This window comes from Shouchella oshimensis (genome assembly GCF_004375095.1).
GTDB classification, from domain to species: domain Bacteria; phylum Bacillota; class Bacilli; order Bacillales; family Bacillaceae_D; genus Shouchella; species Shouchella oshimensis.
Genome location: NZ_SNUX01000001.1, coordinates 952,278 through 967,329 on the forward strand (window position 1 = coordinate 952,278; position 15,052 = coordinate 967,329).

General features: G+C 40.1%; 18 protein-coding genes and 1 riboswitch. All 18 genes read right to left on the bottom strand.

Annotated elements, in window-relative coordinates:
- Window positions 1-4 precede the first annotated feature (4 nt).
- The 18 genes from E2L03_RS04990 to E2L03_RS05070 all read right to left on the bottom strand — a co-directional run bounded on the left by E2L03_RS04990 (window position 5) and on the right by E2L03_RS05070 (window position 15,052).
- Window positions 5-823, bottom strand: a complete 819-nt coding sequence (locus E2L03_RS04990) for a sulfite exporter TauE/SafE family protein (protein ID WP_038482463.1) — start codon at window positions 821-823, stop codon at window positions 5-7.
- An 18-nt stretch (window positions 824-841) separates the two neighbouring features.
- Window positions 842-1,687 (bottom strand): DUF72 domain-containing protein, encoded by an 846-nt coding sequence (locus E2L03_RS04995; protein WP_038482466.1) that lies wholly within the window; start codon window positions 1,685-1,687, stop codon window positions 842-844.
- Window positions 1,688-1,859: 172 nt separating this feature from the next.
- Window positions 1,860-3,257 (bottom strand): Fe-S cluster assembly protein SufB, encoded by a 1,398-nt coding sequence (sufB, locus tag E2L03_RS05000; RefSeq protein WP_035398621.1) that lies wholly within the window; start codon window positions 3,255-3,257, stop codon window positions 1,860-1,862.
- Window positions 3,258-3,276: 19 nt separating this feature from the next.
- Window positions 3,277-3,720: a Fe-S cluster assembly sulfur transfer protein SufU gene (gene sufU / locus E2L03_RS05005; protein WP_038482469.1), complete on the bottom strand. Its 444-nt coding sequence runs from the start codon at window positions 3,718-3,720 to the stop codon at window positions 3,277-3,279.
- On the bottom strand, window positions 3,707-4,930 hold the full coding sequence (locus E2L03_RS05010) for a cysteine desulfurase (protein WP_134258645.1): 1,224 nt from the start codon (window positions 4,928-4,930) through the stop codon (window positions 3,707-3,709). Before E2L03_RS05010 ends, sufU begins: the two co-directional genes overlap by 14 nt.
- Entirely contained in the window at window positions 4,927-6,237 is a 1,311-nt protein-coding gene (sufD, locus tag E2L03_RS05015; RefSeq protein WP_038482475.1) for a Fe-S cluster assembly protein SufD, read from the bottom strand. The genes E2L03_RS05010 and sufD overlap by 4 nt, the downstream gene beginning before the upstream one ends.
- Before the next feature lie 50 nt (window positions 6,238-6,287).
- Window positions 6,288-7,079 (bottom strand): Fe-S cluster assembly ATPase SufC, encoded by a 792-nt coding sequence (gene sufC / locus E2L03_RS05020; RefSeq protein ID WP_038482479.1) that lies wholly within the window; start codon window positions 7,077-7,079, stop codon window positions 6,288-6,290.
- A gap of 198 nt (window positions 7,080-7,277) precedes the next feature.
- A complete protein-coding gene (locus E2L03_RS20225) occupies window positions 7,278-7,454 on the bottom strand; it encodes a YuzK family famiily protein (protein WP_166740187.1) in 177 nt (58 codons plus the stop codon).
- A 188-nt stretch (window positions 7,455-7,642) separates the two neighbouring features.
- Window positions 7,643-8,008 (bottom strand): carboxymuconolactone decarboxylase family protein, encoded by a 366-nt coding sequence (locus E2L03_RS05025; protein WP_038482481.1) that lies wholly within the window; start codon window positions 8,006-8,008, stop codon window positions 7,643-7,645.
- Window positions 8,009-8,071: 63 nt separating this feature from the next.
- Window positions 8,072-8,971, bottom strand: a complete 900-nt coding sequence (locus tag E2L03_RS05030) for an ABC transporter substrate-binding protein (RefSeq protein ID WP_038482484.1) — start codon at window positions 8,969-8,971, stop codon at window positions 8,072-8,074.
- Window positions 8,968-9,507: a cobalamin adenosyltransferase family protein gene (locus E2L03_RS05035; protein ID WP_367613684.1), complete on the bottom strand. Its 540-nt coding sequence runs from the start codon at window positions 9,505-9,507 to the stop codon at window positions 8,968-8,970. The genes E2L03_RS05030 and E2L03_RS05035 overlap by 4 nt, the downstream gene beginning before the upstream one ends.
- Window positions 9,508-9,759: 252 nt before the next feature.
- Window positions 9,760-10,605, bottom strand: a complete 846-nt coding sequence (locus E2L03_RS05040) for a MetQ/NlpA family ABC transporter substrate-binding protein (RefSeq protein ID WP_038482488.1) — start codon at window positions 10,603-10,605, stop codon at window positions 9,760-9,762.
- A gap of 18 nt (window positions 10,606-10,623) precedes the next feature.
- The gene (locus tag E2L03_RS05045) at window positions 10,624-11,292 is read right to left on the bottom strand and encodes a methionine ABC transporter permease (protein ID WP_038482491.1); all 669 of its coding nucleotides are present in this window, start codon (window positions 11,290-11,292) and stop codon (window positions 10,624-10,626) included.
- Complete coding sequence (locus E2L03_RS05050; protein WP_038482494.1) at window positions 11,285-12,307, bottom strand: methionine ABC transporter ATP-binding protein; 1,023 nt, start codon at window positions 12,305-12,307, stop codon at window positions 11,285-11,287. The genes E2L03_RS05045 and E2L03_RS05050 overlap by 8 nt, the downstream gene beginning before the upstream one ends.
- A 62-nt stretch (window positions 12,308-12,369) precedes the next feature.
- A riboswitch (SAM riboswitch) is annotated at window positions 12,370-12,477 on the bottom strand.
- 68 nt (window positions 12,478-12,545) lie between these two features.
- Window positions 12,546-13,820 carry an MFS transporter gene (locus E2L03_RS05055; protein WP_134258647.1) on the bottom strand — a complete coding sequence of 425 codons (1,275 nt, stop codon included), beginning with the start codon at window positions 13,818-13,820 and terminating at the stop codon, window positions 12,546-12,548.
- A 74-nt stretch (window positions 13,821-13,894) separates the two neighbouring features.
- Complete coding sequence (locus tag E2L03_RS05060; protein WP_038482497.1) at window positions 13,895-14,116, bottom strand: DUF2553 family protein; 222 nt, start codon at window positions 14,114-14,116, stop codon at window positions 13,895-13,897.
- A 105-nt stretch (window positions 14,117-14,221) separates the two neighbouring features.
- Complete coding sequence (gene gcvH, locus E2L03_RS05065) at window positions 14,222-14,611, bottom strand: glycine cleavage system protein GcvH (protein WP_038482500.1); 390 nt, start codon at window positions 14,609-14,611, stop codon at window positions 14,222-14,224.
- Window positions 14,612-14,695: 84 nt separating this feature from the next.
- The gene (locus E2L03_RS05070; protein ID WP_055737502.1) at window positions 14,696-15,052 is read right to left on the bottom strand and encodes an arsenate reductase family protein; all 357 of its coding nucleotides are present in this window, start codon (window positions 15,050-15,052) and stop codon (window positions 14,696-14,698) included.

The window sequence follows — 15,052 nt, forward strand, 5'->3', positions numbered from 1 at the left end:
TGGTTTACATGATGCCTTGAATGATTAGTTGAATGGCAAGAGCAATAAAGACAATTCTCATCACAATCATTAGTACAGTTGATTGTAAACGGCGATTTAGCCAAGCGCCACACTTTGCTCCGAAATAAGCGCCTGGAATAAGGGCAAGAACGAGTAACCACTCAACATGTCCACTCACTGCGTAGGCACCAGTACCAACAATTGCTGAGAATAAGACAAGCAACATGGCAGTGGCAGTCGCAATCTTTATCGGAAAACCGAATAAAAGCATCATCACAGGCACCATAATTGCCCCACCACCAACACCAAATAAACTCGATAAGAAACCGACCACAACGCTAATAAGAATGGCAGTAGGGTAAGAAAATCCATAAGCATACGGCTTTCCAGTGTCATCAATACCTGTTCGCCAGTATGCTTTCTCTACCTTTTTTTCTTTATGCTGTTGAGGTCTAAAAAACAAGCTTAACGCAATAAGCAGCATAAAAAAGCCGAAATAAATAAGAAATGCATCAGTGGGTAGGAGTCGACTTACAAAAGTTCCTAGTATCGCTCCAGGTGCTATACCAATGAGAAAGATAAACCCGCTTTTCACATCAATTGTATGCTGTTTCCCATAAGCGATCACAGAAGAAATGCCAGTAACAATCATTGTAGCGAGGGACGTTCCCGCAGCCGCCTGAGACGATAGTATTGGTACATCTACTAACACTAATGGTAATAGTAGCAATGCAGGAACGACAATAACGCCGCCACCAAGACCGAGCAGACTTCCAAAAGCACCTGCTATAAATCCTACAATAAGAAAAAGGATAATAAACACAAGTCATTCTCCTAGCTTTTAAAATAAATCAAGTTGTCGCGATGCTAAGTCTTTGTATGCGATATTCATATTTTGGATAAGCGACCGGGCATTGCCTGCCGCATGACCGCCAGAATTGTTATTGAATACAACAAACACATCATCCACTTTTTGCGACAAGCGTTGCAAGTTTTCTTCCCATTCCTTTAATTCTTGCTGATTGTAATCGTAGAGATAACGAACATCACGCCAGTTCTCTCCGTTACGAGGACCATTCCAACCGTGACGATTGCGACCATGGAATCGCACAAGCGTTTTTTCTTTTGTCGTCGGTTCTAAAATTGTAGGAATCGAGCCCGGGCCAGCTTGAGGTTCATCACAAATACTATGTATCCAATCATCTTCTCGCATATACTGTAACGTTTTCTCTTTATATGGAGCATCAAACCATGATTGATGACGAAACTCGAGGGCTGTCGGAAAATCTCTAAGCTTTTCACGAACAAACCGTAGCGCATGAACATGTTTTGTCGTTACATCAAACCACGGTGGAAATTGACATAAAACCATTGCTAATTTATTTGCCTGTATTAGTGGCTCTAACGAATCTTTAAACGCTTCATACATTTGATCTCTAGATGAAAAAGGCGATTCACCGCGCTGGTGCCCCGTAATGTCTTGATAAGCTTTCACAATAAATTTAAACGAATTGGGTGTTTCCCGAATCCATTTCTCCATTGATGCTCTCGATTGCACAGCATAAAAGCTAGAATCTAGTTCCACAATAGGAAAATAACCAGCATACGTCTCTAATTTCTGATGAGACTTAACCCCTTCATATAATGAATAATGGTCGCCCCACCCGGTTAAACCAATGTATATCACATTCTGTTCCTCCAGAGATGTTTTTTTCTATTTTAACGTAAAAAAGAGAGAAATGCGATTCTCTCGTCTACTTAAAACAAACCAGTTAATTGCAAAAGCTCATCAATTGTCTTTTCCCATAAAAAAGAGAAGAACGGCATTCGCTCTTCTCTTTCTATCAAAAGGGTCTAGATTACCCGATTGAGCCTTCCATCTCAAACTTGATAAGACGGTTCATTTCAACGGCATATTCCATTGGAAGTTCTTTTGTGAATGGTTCAATGAAGCCCATAACGATCATTTCTGTCGCTTCTTCTTCACCAAGACCACGGCTCATAAGATAGAACAATTGATCCTCAGACACTTTTGATACCGTTGCTTCATGTTCAAGAGTGATGTTATTGTTCAAAATCTCATTGTACGGGATTGTATCAGAAGTGGACTCATTATCCATGATGAGCGTATCACACTCAATCTTAGATTTTGATCCATCTGATTTACGTCCAAAGTGACAAATTCCACGGTACGTTACTTTACCACCTTGTTTTGAAATGGATTTCGATACAATGGTAGACGAACAATTTGGCGCAAGATGCGTTACTTTTGCACCAGCATCTTGATGTTGGCCTTTTCCTGCAATCGCAATGGAAAGAACTGTACCTTTCGCGCCTTCTCCACGCATAATAACAGCTGGGTATTTCATCGTTAATTTAGAACCGATGTTTCCATCTACCCATTCCATTGTTGCACCTTTGTCAGCAACCGCACGCTTTGTTACAAGATTAAATACGTTTGGCGCCCAGTTTTGAATCGTTGTATAACGGCAATATGCGTTATCCTTTACAATGATTTCAACCACTGCACTGTGAAGTGAGTTTGTTGTATAAACAGGTGCTGTACAACCCTCAACGTAATGAACAGAGCTGTCTTCATCGGCAATAATTAACGTACGCTCAAACTGCCCCATATTCTCTGAGTTAATTCGGAAATACGCTTGAAGTGGCGTTTCAACTTTTACACCTTTAGGGACATAGATAAATGAACCACCAGACCATACAGCTGAATTTAGTGCAGAGAACTTGTTATCAGCAGCAGGAATAACAGAAGCAAAATGTTCTCTAAAGATGTCTTCGTTTTCTTTTAATGCAGAATCTGTATCTTTAAAAACAACGCCCAACTTTTCTAGATCTTCCTGCATGTTGTGATAAACAACTTCAGATTCATACTGAGCCGACACACCTGCTAGATACTTTTGCTCTGCTTCAGGAATACCAAGCTTATCAAACGTGTTTTTAATTTCTTCCGGTACTTCATCCCAAGAACGCTCTGTTTTATCTGATGCTTTAACGTAATACGTAATGTCATCAAAGTTTAGTTCCGAAAGGTCGCCACCCCATTGAGGCATTGGCATTTTATAAAATTGTTCAAGAGATTTTAAACGGAAGTCTAGCATCCATTTAGGTTCGCTTTTCATACGCGAGATTTCTTCAACGATCTCTTTTGTTAATCCACGTCCAGAACGGAAAATGGATACGTCACGATCCGAAAACCCGTATTTGTATTCACCGATATCAGGCATTTTTTTAGCCATTCGGAATCCCTCCTATTAGTTATGATGATGGTTTATCGTTCAAGCCTTGTTCAAGTGCTTTCCAGGCTAAGGTGGCACATTTGATACGTGCCGGAAATTTCGTTACACCAGATAAAGCCTCAATGTCTCCTAAATCAAACATGTCTTCATCATAGTCTTTTCCTTGCATCATATCTGAAAAAATTTGTGATAATGTTAATGCTTGTTCAACTGGTAGTCCTTTAATAGCTTGCGTCATCATGGAAGCTGAAGCAAGACTAATGGAACAGCCTTCACCAGTAAAAACCGCTTCTGAAACCTTACCATTTTTGACTTTCATTTGTACTTGAACACGGTCGCCACACGTAGGGTTGTTCAAGTTGACTGTTAGTGAATCACCGTCAAGTTCACCACGATTTCGTGGGTTTTTGTAGTGATCCATGATCACTTGGCGATACAGTGTATCTAAATCACGAGAAGACATCGCTAAAGTACTCCTTTGCCTTGACTAAACCGTTTACCAGAGCGTCAATATCTTCTTTTGTGTTATAAACATAATAACTTGCTCTCGCTGTCGCAACAACATTTAACCATTTCATTAGTGGCTGTGCACAGTGATGACCAGCACGAACAGCAATACCTTGTGCATCTAATACCGTTGCCACGTCATGGGGGTGTACGTCACCAAGCTGGAATGTAATCACACCAGCACGGTCACGAGGTCCAAAAATCGTTAAATCTGGAAGATCCTTTAACCGCTCAAACGAATAATCAACTAGTTCTTTTTCATGCTGTTCAATTTCATTAAAACCTATATCCGTAATAAAATCAATGGCTGCACCCATACCAATCGCTCCAGCAATAATAGGAGTTCCGCCTTCAAATTTCCAAGGAAGCTCTTTCCATGTGGATTCTTGTAAGCCTACAAAATCAATCATTTCACCGCCAAATTCAATCGGCTCCATGTTTTCTAGTAAGGCCTTTTTACCATATAAAGCACCGATACCCGTAGGACCACCTAATTTGTGACCGGAGAAAGCGAAGAAGTCGCAATTTAAGTCTTGTACATCCACTTTAATATGCGGTGCACTTTGTGCGCCATCAACGACCATAATAGCACCGTTCTTGTGGGCAATCGTTGCAATCTCCTTTATAGGGTTTACCGTTCCTAACACATTTGATACGTGCATAACCGAGACGATTTTTGTTTTTTCTGTAACAACATCTTCAACATCCGCTAAGGCAATTGTGCCGTCATGTTGAAGCGGAATGTATTTCAATATTGCACCTGTTCGCTTGGCTAATTGTTGCCATGGAATAATGTTTGAGTGGTGCTCCATTGGCGTAATGACAATTTCGTCCCCTTCTCGAACGTTTTCATCACCATAGCTTTGTGCAACTAAGTTCAGTGCTGTTGTTGTGCCTCTTGTAAAAATGACTTCTGCCGTTTCGTTCGCGTTGAGGAAGGCTCGTACTTTATCACGAGCGCCCTCATATTCGTCTGTTGCCATCGTCCCTAGTGTATGAACACCTCGGTGAACATTCGAGTTGTAGCGACGGTAATAGTCATCTAACTTTTCTATAACTTGAATCGGCTTCTGTGATGTAGCCGCACTATCGAGATAGACGAGCGGATTTCCATTCACATGCTGATCAAGGATTGGAAAAAGCTTCTTTATCTCCTTTGCGTTCATCGCTGTGCCTTTCTCTCGATAACAGAACGCATTTGTTTACGAACAGATTCCACTGGTAACTGAGAAACAACTGGCTCTAAGAAACCGTGGATAACAAGACGCTCTGCTTCAATACGAGAAATACCGCGACTCATTAGATAGAACATTTGCAGAGGATCAATTCGACCAACTGAAGCTGCGTGACCAGCTGTTACATCATCTTCATCAATAAGAAGAATTGGGTTTGCATCACCACGTGCACGTTCGCCTAGCATTAACACACGCTCTGTTTGCTCACCGTGAGACTTCGTCGCTGCTTTTTCGATTTTAGAAATACCATTAAAAATACCAAGAGCACGACCAGTCATAACACCATGCTTTAGAATGTATCCTTCAGAATGTTTACCGTAATGTTTAATAAGCGTTGTGAAGTTTTGTTTCTGCTGACCTGTACCAATTGTTACAAGCTTTGCATCCGCAAATGATCCGTCGCCAACTAAATACGTGGTGTTGTCAGCAACTGTATCGCCATCGTTCATTTGACCAAGTGCCCATTCAATACGACCATCCCGTTCTACATGACCACGACGAACAACATATGTTGTCGTACCTGTCGCAAGGGTATCAACCCCACCGAAAGAAACGCGGGCACCAGCGCCTACATATACTTCAGCGACTACGTTTGCTACTTTGATTCCCTCTCCATATGCTGCATAGTTCTCAACATAAGTAACAGAGCTATTGTCTTCAGCAACAAGAAGTACGTGGTTAAAAAGCCCACCATTTTCTTTTGATGATGCATAAAGTGCTTGTAGCGGTACTTCAACGTGTACATTTTTTGGTACATAGATGAATACGCCACCAGTCATTAATGCTGCATTCATCGCCGTTAATTTGTTCTCATCTTGTCCAACTGCCTCAGAGAAAAGATACTTTTTAACAAGGTCCCCATTTTCAACAAATGCTGTTGCAAGATCTTTAAAGATAACACCTTTTTCACTTAATTCTGGTGCACTTGTCTGATACACCGTTGATGCATTATCCTGAACAATTAAACTGTTCCCAGTTGCTTCTTCATCAAGATATTCACGGATTTCTGCTGATAGTTCATCTACAGCAGTGACAACTTTCGATTGTCCTAAGTCTTGCGTGAAGTTAACAAAATCCCAATTATGGATTTTCGTTTTATCTGGTTTAGGCAGCTCCAATGCCTCAACTTTTTCAAGAGCCGCTATACGTAGGTCACTGACCCATTTTGGTTCATTATTTAATTCAGAGCGCTTTATAACGTCTTCCGCTCCAATTATTGGATTTGTCTCAACTGACATATAATACCATCCTTTGCTGTTTTATCGTTAAAAGCAGTTTTGTCACTGAATTACGCTTCTTGACCAGCGTCCACTCGCTCATCTTCAATTCCAAGCTCTTCTTTAATCCAGTCATATCCTTCTGCTTCAAGACGCTCAGCAAGCTCTGCTCCCCCAGATTTCACGATACGACCTTGCATCATAACGTGTACTTTATCTGGTGTAATATAGTCAAGCAAACGTTGATAGTGAGTAATAATTAAGCATCCAAAGTTTTCGCCACGCATTTGGTTTACACCTTCAGATACAACTTTTAATGCATCAATATCTAAACCAGAATCAATTTCATCCAAGATCGCGATACGTGGTTCTAACATAAGCAATTGCAGGATTTCATTACGCTTTTTCTCACCGCCTGAGAAACCTTCATTTAAATAACGTTGCGCAAACGATTGATCCATATCAAGAACATCCATTTTTTCATCCATTTTACGAATGAATTTCATAAGAGATAATTCGTTGCCTTCTTCACGGTTTGCATTAATCGCTGAACGCATGAAGTCTGCATTCGTAATCCCACTAATTTCACTTGGGTATTGCATGGCTAAAAACATTCCCGCACGAGCACGCTCGTCCACTTCCATTTCAAGGACGTCTTCACCGTCCATTGTGACAGATCCGCTCGTAATTTCGTATTTAGGGTGACCCATAATAGCAGAAGCAAGTGTTGATTTACCTGTTCCGTTTGGCCCCATAATGGCGTGAATTTCTCCACCGTTTATTTCTAAATTAAAATCCTTTAAGATTTCCTTATCGTCAATAGAGACGTGTAAATTCTCAATCTTTAAGTTAGGTACAGACATGTGTATTCCCTCCATGAATTAAGCAAGCCTGCTTGTTCAAACAGACTTGCATGCTTTTTTTAATGATTATCAATCTATTCTCATTCTAATTTTATAACAAATACTCCTATACTTCAAGAAGACCGAGTTAGAAAAATCAACCTCATTTAAAACAGAGCCTTACGCAGAAGCATAAGGCTCTTTAAATTCGAGTTATGATTATGAACTTGTGTGTGACTGGATCGACTGAACAAGCTGATTACACGCATCATGCTCTTTTGTTCGCTCTCGTTCGATTTGCAAGCGTTTGTCTAAGCTGCTTTCATATTCGGCGTAGCTCACACCATGTCTTTGTTGTAATCCTTTTTCCATTTCACTTGTGTAGGAAAGTCGCATGTTCGTAATTGTCTCTCATCCTCTCTTGTTTTTAAAAGGGCTTCTTTTTTTACCCAGTATATCTAGTATAGCAATCAAAGTCTTCTTCCTCAAAAGAAAGAGAGCAGCAAAATCGCTACTCTCTCCTCGTATTCCCGGTTCCATTTAATTCAAACGTCCCCATCTTAAAAATGCTACTGTTTGCTTCCTTATTGTACGTGATTATCAAGTTCACGGTAGGCTTCTTGAACGAGTGTCGCTCCTTGACTTAACGCTGCCCCACTACCAAATGCCGTTGCAACAGATACGGCTTCCAGTAACTCTTCTTCACTACAGCCGTGATCGATGCATCCTTTTGTATGATAAATAATGCAATACTCATCTTGAGCATGAATACTCATTGCAAGAGCCATTAGCTGCTTATGTTTTTTTGAAATAGCCCCTTCTTTAAAACACTGTTCTGTAAAGTTATTATACTTTTCAGCAAAAATTGGCATCTTCTCTTCAAATGATCCTACACCTTTTTTGTAAACCATCATATGATGTTCCGTTGATGTATGTCCTTGTCGGTTCACGTCATTCGCTCCTTTATTTGTTATAAAGGTAGTATGAGCGGATTCATAAAAGGCATACACATTTTATTGAAACGCTTCTGGATAAGCGGTTTCGGCTAAAATTCTTGTTGCTTCTGCGATTCTCGGCCCTGGACGATCCATGATATCTGGTGGCATCTGCTCTAATTGATCTTGTTGAATGGCTTCGATTGTACTCCAACCATCCCGCTGGCGAATATCTTCAAGCGGATCTTCGATATAATTGACAGATGTATAAATGAGTTCTGGGTTTCGTGCAACCACTTCTTCATCACTAATACTCGCCCACCCTTCAACGTCCGAAAACACATTTTCTAACCCAGCGATTTCAATCATCTCATGTTGAAATGTACCTGCACCTAGCGTCCAAATATCTGGAGATGGACTTATTTCAAAATAGACGGAACGCTTCTCAACATCTGCAACGGCTTCAGCGATTTTATCAAATTCTGCTTTCATTTCTGTAATTAATCGTTCTCCTTCTTCAGGAACAGCAAGCACATCAGCAATAGTTTGAATATCTTCAAAAATGTCATCCATCGTTTGTGCAGAGTCAATGGCAAAGGCAGGCAAGCCGACATCATTCAGCTGTGCCATCTCATTCGAACCATAGTCATACCCAATAATAAGATCAGGGTCCAGTTCAAGCATCCGTTCAACATATGGATTTTCATATTCAGCAACAACTTCTATTTCAGTCACTTCTTCCGGATAAACATCTGTATCCGATACACCAATCACTTTATCGCCTTGTCCTAAAGCGAAGATAATTTCCGTGTTACTAGGTAGAATAGAAATAATGGTTTCAGGAGGCTCGTCAAACGTTAGTTCCATTCCACGTGCATCTTCCACTGTATAACCTGTCTCATTTTCTTCGTTTGCAGCATCATTACAAGCTGTTAAGACAAAACTAAAAGCAACTGTCGTATAAAGCCATTTTTTCATTCTTTTCGTCCCCTTTTTTTTGGATAAGATTGACTCTTAAACGGTATTTCGTTTACGCCTTCTTGTTTGTTTATGTATACAGCTAAAAGAAATAAGACATTTGCTAGCAGGTGTATATAATCCATTAATATCTTTGGTACATCTCTTTCTAAACGAACAAAGTGGAGTGCCCGGACAGACTTCTTGGCTTCACTTCTTGCGATGTGAAGCGCACTTGCCGCATAAGATCCTTGTGGTAGTAAAAATTGTTGAATGTCTTCTCGAACCTCAACTTCATATTGATCATAAACATCACTTAACCACTGTAACGCTTCTTGTCCAATGGCTTGCTCGCCACGAACAGATCCATTTAAATGATAGGCATATTCAGTTAATTGCAGAAGGAGCGCTTTTTCTCTAGGATACGAATCAACTAACCCTGCTGCTTGTCCAATTCGCACAGCTAGCGAATCGGTGCGTATTTCGAAATCAACTACACTACCTTCTTCACGCATGTACGGATAACATAAAAAACGCATATCTCTCTTTTTGGTCACTGGTTTTCCTCCTCTTCCCCCGCTAATCATACAAATAATTAGACGGCTAAAGCAATAAAAAAGAAAGCGGCTGGGACATAACTAAAAGTAGTATTTGAAAAAGACGAATAGTCTAAACTATGCTGAGTAGCACCGCTACAGGAGAATCCTTCCGTTACTTTTCATATAAAATAAACGACGAACGTTCCTATTTTCAGGAATGTTCGTCATTTTGGTCTGTCTATCTACTTTTGTCCCAGCCTCTTTACTTTATTATTCAGCAGGAATCACCGCTCCGTTATATGTCTCTTCAATAAATGACTTAATGTCATCTGATCGTAAAACCTCAACAAGGGCTTGAATCGCTTCATCGTTCTCATTTCCACTTTGAACAACAATTAAGTTTACATAAGGATTATCTTCGCCTTCAATAGCAATGGAGTCTTCTGTTGGCGAAATGTCAGCACCTAAAGCATAGTTTGAATTAATTGCCACCACTTCTGCTTCATTTGTTTGGTACGCTTGAGGCAAGAATTCTGCATCTGGACTCATATCAAACACTAGATTTTTTGGATTTTCTACAATATCTGCTTCAGTTGCATCTACAGAAACCCCTTCTTCAAGTGTGAGTAACCCGTTTTCTTGAAGCAAAGAAAGGATTCTTCCTTGATCAGCGACTGAATTACTCATCATCACCGTCGCGCCATCTGGAATGTCATTTAAGTTATCGTAGTCTTGCGAATAAAGTCCAATAGGTTCTACATGAATCGCACCAGCTTCAGCAAAATCAAAATTTTCATTTTCAGCCATTTGATCTTCTAAATATGGGCGGTGTTGAAAGTAATTCGCATCAAATTCGCCATCTGCCAACCCCATATTCGGTAAAATATAATCTTGAGCAACTTGAATATCAAGAATGATTCCTTGCTCTTCTAAAATTGGCGCTGCTTCTTCCAAAATTTCAGCGTGAGGAATATTGGATGCACTAATGCGGATCGTTGTTTCTTCTTCGTCTCCACCATTCTCTCCTGTGTTTGTATTGTCTTCATCCCCTGATCCACAAGCTACTAAAGCAAATGATACACCTGCAATCCCTACGGTTTTTAAAAATGTCTTCATTCTAAATCTCTCCTTTTTTTATCTTTTATCTAAACGATTGACCAAGAAATCGCCGATCATTTGGAATATAAATACAATCGCTAAAATGACAATCGTTGCCATAATCATGACATCCGTATTTGTCCGTTGAAACCCTTGTTGAAACGCTAAGGTACCAAGACCACCGGCACCAATAGTACCAGCCATTGCGGTATACCCAATTAAAGCTACCGTTGTTACAGTAATACCTGAAATTAATGCAGGCATGGATTCTGGCAACAACACTTTAAAAATAATATGTCCATTTGATGAACCCATTGCTTGGGATGCTTCCACAACTCCTTTATCAACTTCACGAAGCGCAATTTCTACCATTCGCGCATAGAAAGGTGCTGCACCAATGATTAGCGCTGGTAGAGCGGCACTAGGACCAAACATGGTTCCTACTACAGCACGAGTAAATGGGATAAGCAATATAATTAAGATAATAAATGGAATCGAACGGGAGATATTAACAACTGCACCGACAAAGGTATAAAAGAAGCGATTTTCCCAAGGATTTCCTTTTGCTGTTAAATAAAGAAATAAACCGAGAATAATGCCTAAAAAGAATGTGGCGACAGCCGCAATAACAGTCATATAAACCGTTTCATAGGTGGCTAGCCAGAGATTTTCCCAAACAACATTTGGAAAGAGTCGATCAAGCATGCTTCAACACCTCCACTTCCACTTGCTTACTGCGTATCCATTCTAGTGCTGCCACGATTGTTTCCTGTTCTCCTGCAACTCGTAAATATAACTTACCGTAAGAGCCTTGCTGTAACTTTGATATATTTCCTTGTAATATTGAAATGTCGATCGGAAAAGAGCGAATTAGCTCCGTCACAAGTTGATCTTCTGCTGGATTGCCGATAAACGTCAAGGCAAAGATTTGCTCACCTTCTGAAAGGGTGACATCGTCTAGCATAAGCTCATCCGATTGAACATGTGCAACTTGCTTAACAAATTCCTTTGTCATTGCTTCTTTCGGACGACGAAATACATCAATAACAGGTCCTTGCTCGACAATCTTTCCATCACTCATTACAGCCACTTCATGGCAAATTTTTTGAATAACGTGCATTTCATGAGTTATAAGCACAATGGTTAAATTAAGCTTCTTATTTATATCCGTTAACAAATCTAAAATGGAATCCGTTGTTTTTGGATCAAGTGCCGACGTTGCTTCATCACACAACAACACTTTTGGGTTATTAGCTAATGCCCGTGCAATGCCAACTCGTTGCTTTTGACCACCACTTAGTTGTGCTGGATAGTTATTTTCTCGTCCACGTAACCCAACAAGATCAATCAGTTCTTCAATTCGTTTTTTTCGCTCAGCCGCAGGTACTTTCGCGACTTCTAACGGGAACGAAATGTTTTCCTTCACTGTTCGTGACCACAGTAAATTAAAGTGTTGAAAGATCATACCGATCTTTTGACGTTCTTCACGTAACGCTTGTTTTCCAAGTGTTGCTAAGTTAACACCGTCTAACAGAACCTCTCCAGTAGTGGGTCTTTCTAATAAATTTAATAATCGTACGAGTGTACTTTTTCCTGCGCCACTATAACCAATGATACCAAAGACATTCCCTTTGCTAATATGCAAATCTACTTGATCTACAGCATGCACAGTGGTTGTTTTTGTCGCATATGTTTTACTGATTCCTGTTAACGAAATCAAGTCATTCCCTCCAATTATAAAAAAACCTTCCTGTAAGATGTCAGGAAGGTTTACCTATGATCATCTCATCTTTCAAAGCTTATGGCTTTGCAGGATTTAGCACCTTCAAACATTACGTTTGCGGTTGCCGGGTTTCAACGGGCCAGTCCCTCCACCACTCTGGATAAGAATTATTCTTTTAATATAATAAGGGCATCATAGCACGATGGGTATCAGCCGTCAATCCCTTTCTCCATCGTTATAAGTCCAGTTGCTTTTTCGTATCCAGCGTATTCAATTGTTCATGTTCTGCTACCTTTTTTTGAAACACAAGTAAAAAATAGATAGACCCAATCACATAAAGCGTTGCAGTAATACAGAAAACGATCGCATAGCCTTTGTACGCCCCGTATAATGCTACGATTCCCATTGAAACTGGTCCCATTAACGCCCAACCTAGCTGAAACACCATTTGTGTGACTGAGTTAGCCGTTCCTCTCATCTGAGGATGAATTAATCTCATAACAAGGGCTGCTTGAATTGGATTACCAGCATTCATTAGTGCTTGCCTAAAAAGAAAACCAATAATGGCGAACCAAATGACATTTGTAAATGCTGTCATGAGTAAGAACGGAATTGAACCCATTTGTAGTAAAAAAACGGCACGAACCTCTCCTACCCGGTCAACGACTTTTGGTCCAATAAGCATAGCAAAAACGGTCATAGCCTGGCCTAACGATAACACAAGACCGATTGTTGAATAGTTTAAATGGAATCGATCGTTGAAATAGAGATTCAAATACGGAATAACGAGCCCTGAGCCAAACCCAATTAGTAAGCTGGAGAAAGCAAATAAACCAATGAGTTTCCATTCTCTTTTTTTTGGTATGTACGATGACGCACTAGCTAATTTTTGTACACTGTTTATTTTTTGTGATTCTCGTACCTTAAATAAAGGGAAACATGCGACAACTGCTACTAAACAAGCACTAAATAATGTCACTTGAATCGATTGAAGCATTGTTAACGAGGTCCAAGCAAATAAACTATCTGTCATCATGCCACCAAATAAATGCCCAAAAACATTTGCTGCCATCATTAACGCAGCATGGAGAGAAAACAACTTCACTCGTTGTTTTTCCTTTGAGTGCTCTGCTAATAAAGGAATAGCAGACACTTGTAGAAAAGCGAAGAAAAATCCAGTTACACCTGCTCCTGCTACTAACACCCATTCAGCAGAACCTACTGATCGAATAAAAAAACTGACTGCTAGCATACTCGCTCCGATTAACAACATGTTCTTACGTCCAAAGCGGTCACCAATAATACCAGCTGGTAACAACGCTATTGCTGTTGCCGCTGCTTGGAAAGCGATAATGGAGCCGTTTACTTGATCACCATAACCCAGTTCTCGAACAAAAAATGGGTACATGACAATAAAGATACCCATAGCTGTATTAAAGCAAAGTGACGACAGAAAAAAAGAACGAACAGTCTGATTATAAGGATGAAACAACTTTGTTATTATGTTCACAGCAACGTCCCCATTTAGCGGTTATTTCGTCTCTCTAAGTAATTATACGAAATCACCGCTAATAAGGGTAGCGTTTAATGCCAACTATCCTCAATAAACGAAGTTACTTCATTCCAACCTTCATTCTGTGCTTGAAAGATTTGCTCATTATTAAAGATATAGCCAGAATTCATATGATGTTGAAGGCCTTGACTTGTCTCAATGACTTCCCCAATCATTGCACCGTCGACATATAACTTTAGTCGACCTCCGTCATACTTTGCGACAACTTTTTGAGTGATATTTACGTTTTCCATAAATTCCTCCTTGGGCCTCTCCGCCTACCTTTATCGTATGTGCGAGAGCTAGCTCCTATCCGAGGGAAGATCAGCCAAATAAAAAAAAGCCTGTTAAACAGGCTTTTACTCTTCTTCATTAATCATGCTACTATATTCACTTGGAGACATGAGCTTGTCCAGTTCACTTGAATCTGCTGGCTCTACAACAATCATCCATGCTTTTTCGTAAGGTGACTCATTCACATACTCTGGTGAGTCATCTAAGTCTTCATTCACTTCAATGACTTTACCGCTTACTGGCGCATATAATTCTGACACAGTTTTTACTGATTCTACACTACCAAACGGTTCATTTGCTTCAATTTCATCCCCTACTTCAGGTAATTCAACAAACACAATATCACCTAGTTCTGATTGCGCAAAGTCCGTAATTCCAATTCGTACGTTTCCATCTTCCGTTTTTACCCATTCGTGTTCCTCAGAATACTTTAGCTCTTGTGGTAATTTACTCATGTCGTCCCCTCCATCGTTACGGTCTCCCCATCATCATACATGAAAATAACTGTTCCGAAAAGGAGAACTTATTTGAACGTAATCTTAAGCCCAATTTGTTTCAAATTGTTCTTCTTTAAATCCCAATGTAACTTTCGCTCCATCTGTTACAATTGGTCGCTTAATCAACATTCCGTCGGACGCCAACAATTCATATTGCTCTTGCTCTGACATATGCGCTCGCTTATTTTTCAAGTCCAGCTCACGATATTTTTTCCCACTTGTATTAAAAAATGCCTTTAGCTCTAAACCACTTTTTTGATGTAACTTTTTTAGCTCCTCAGCACTAGGGGGGTTGTCTATAATATGAATGGCTTCATATGAAACACTTTGTTCATCCAACCACTTCTTCGCATTACGGCATGTACCACATTTCGGGTATTCATAGAATGTTACGCTCAT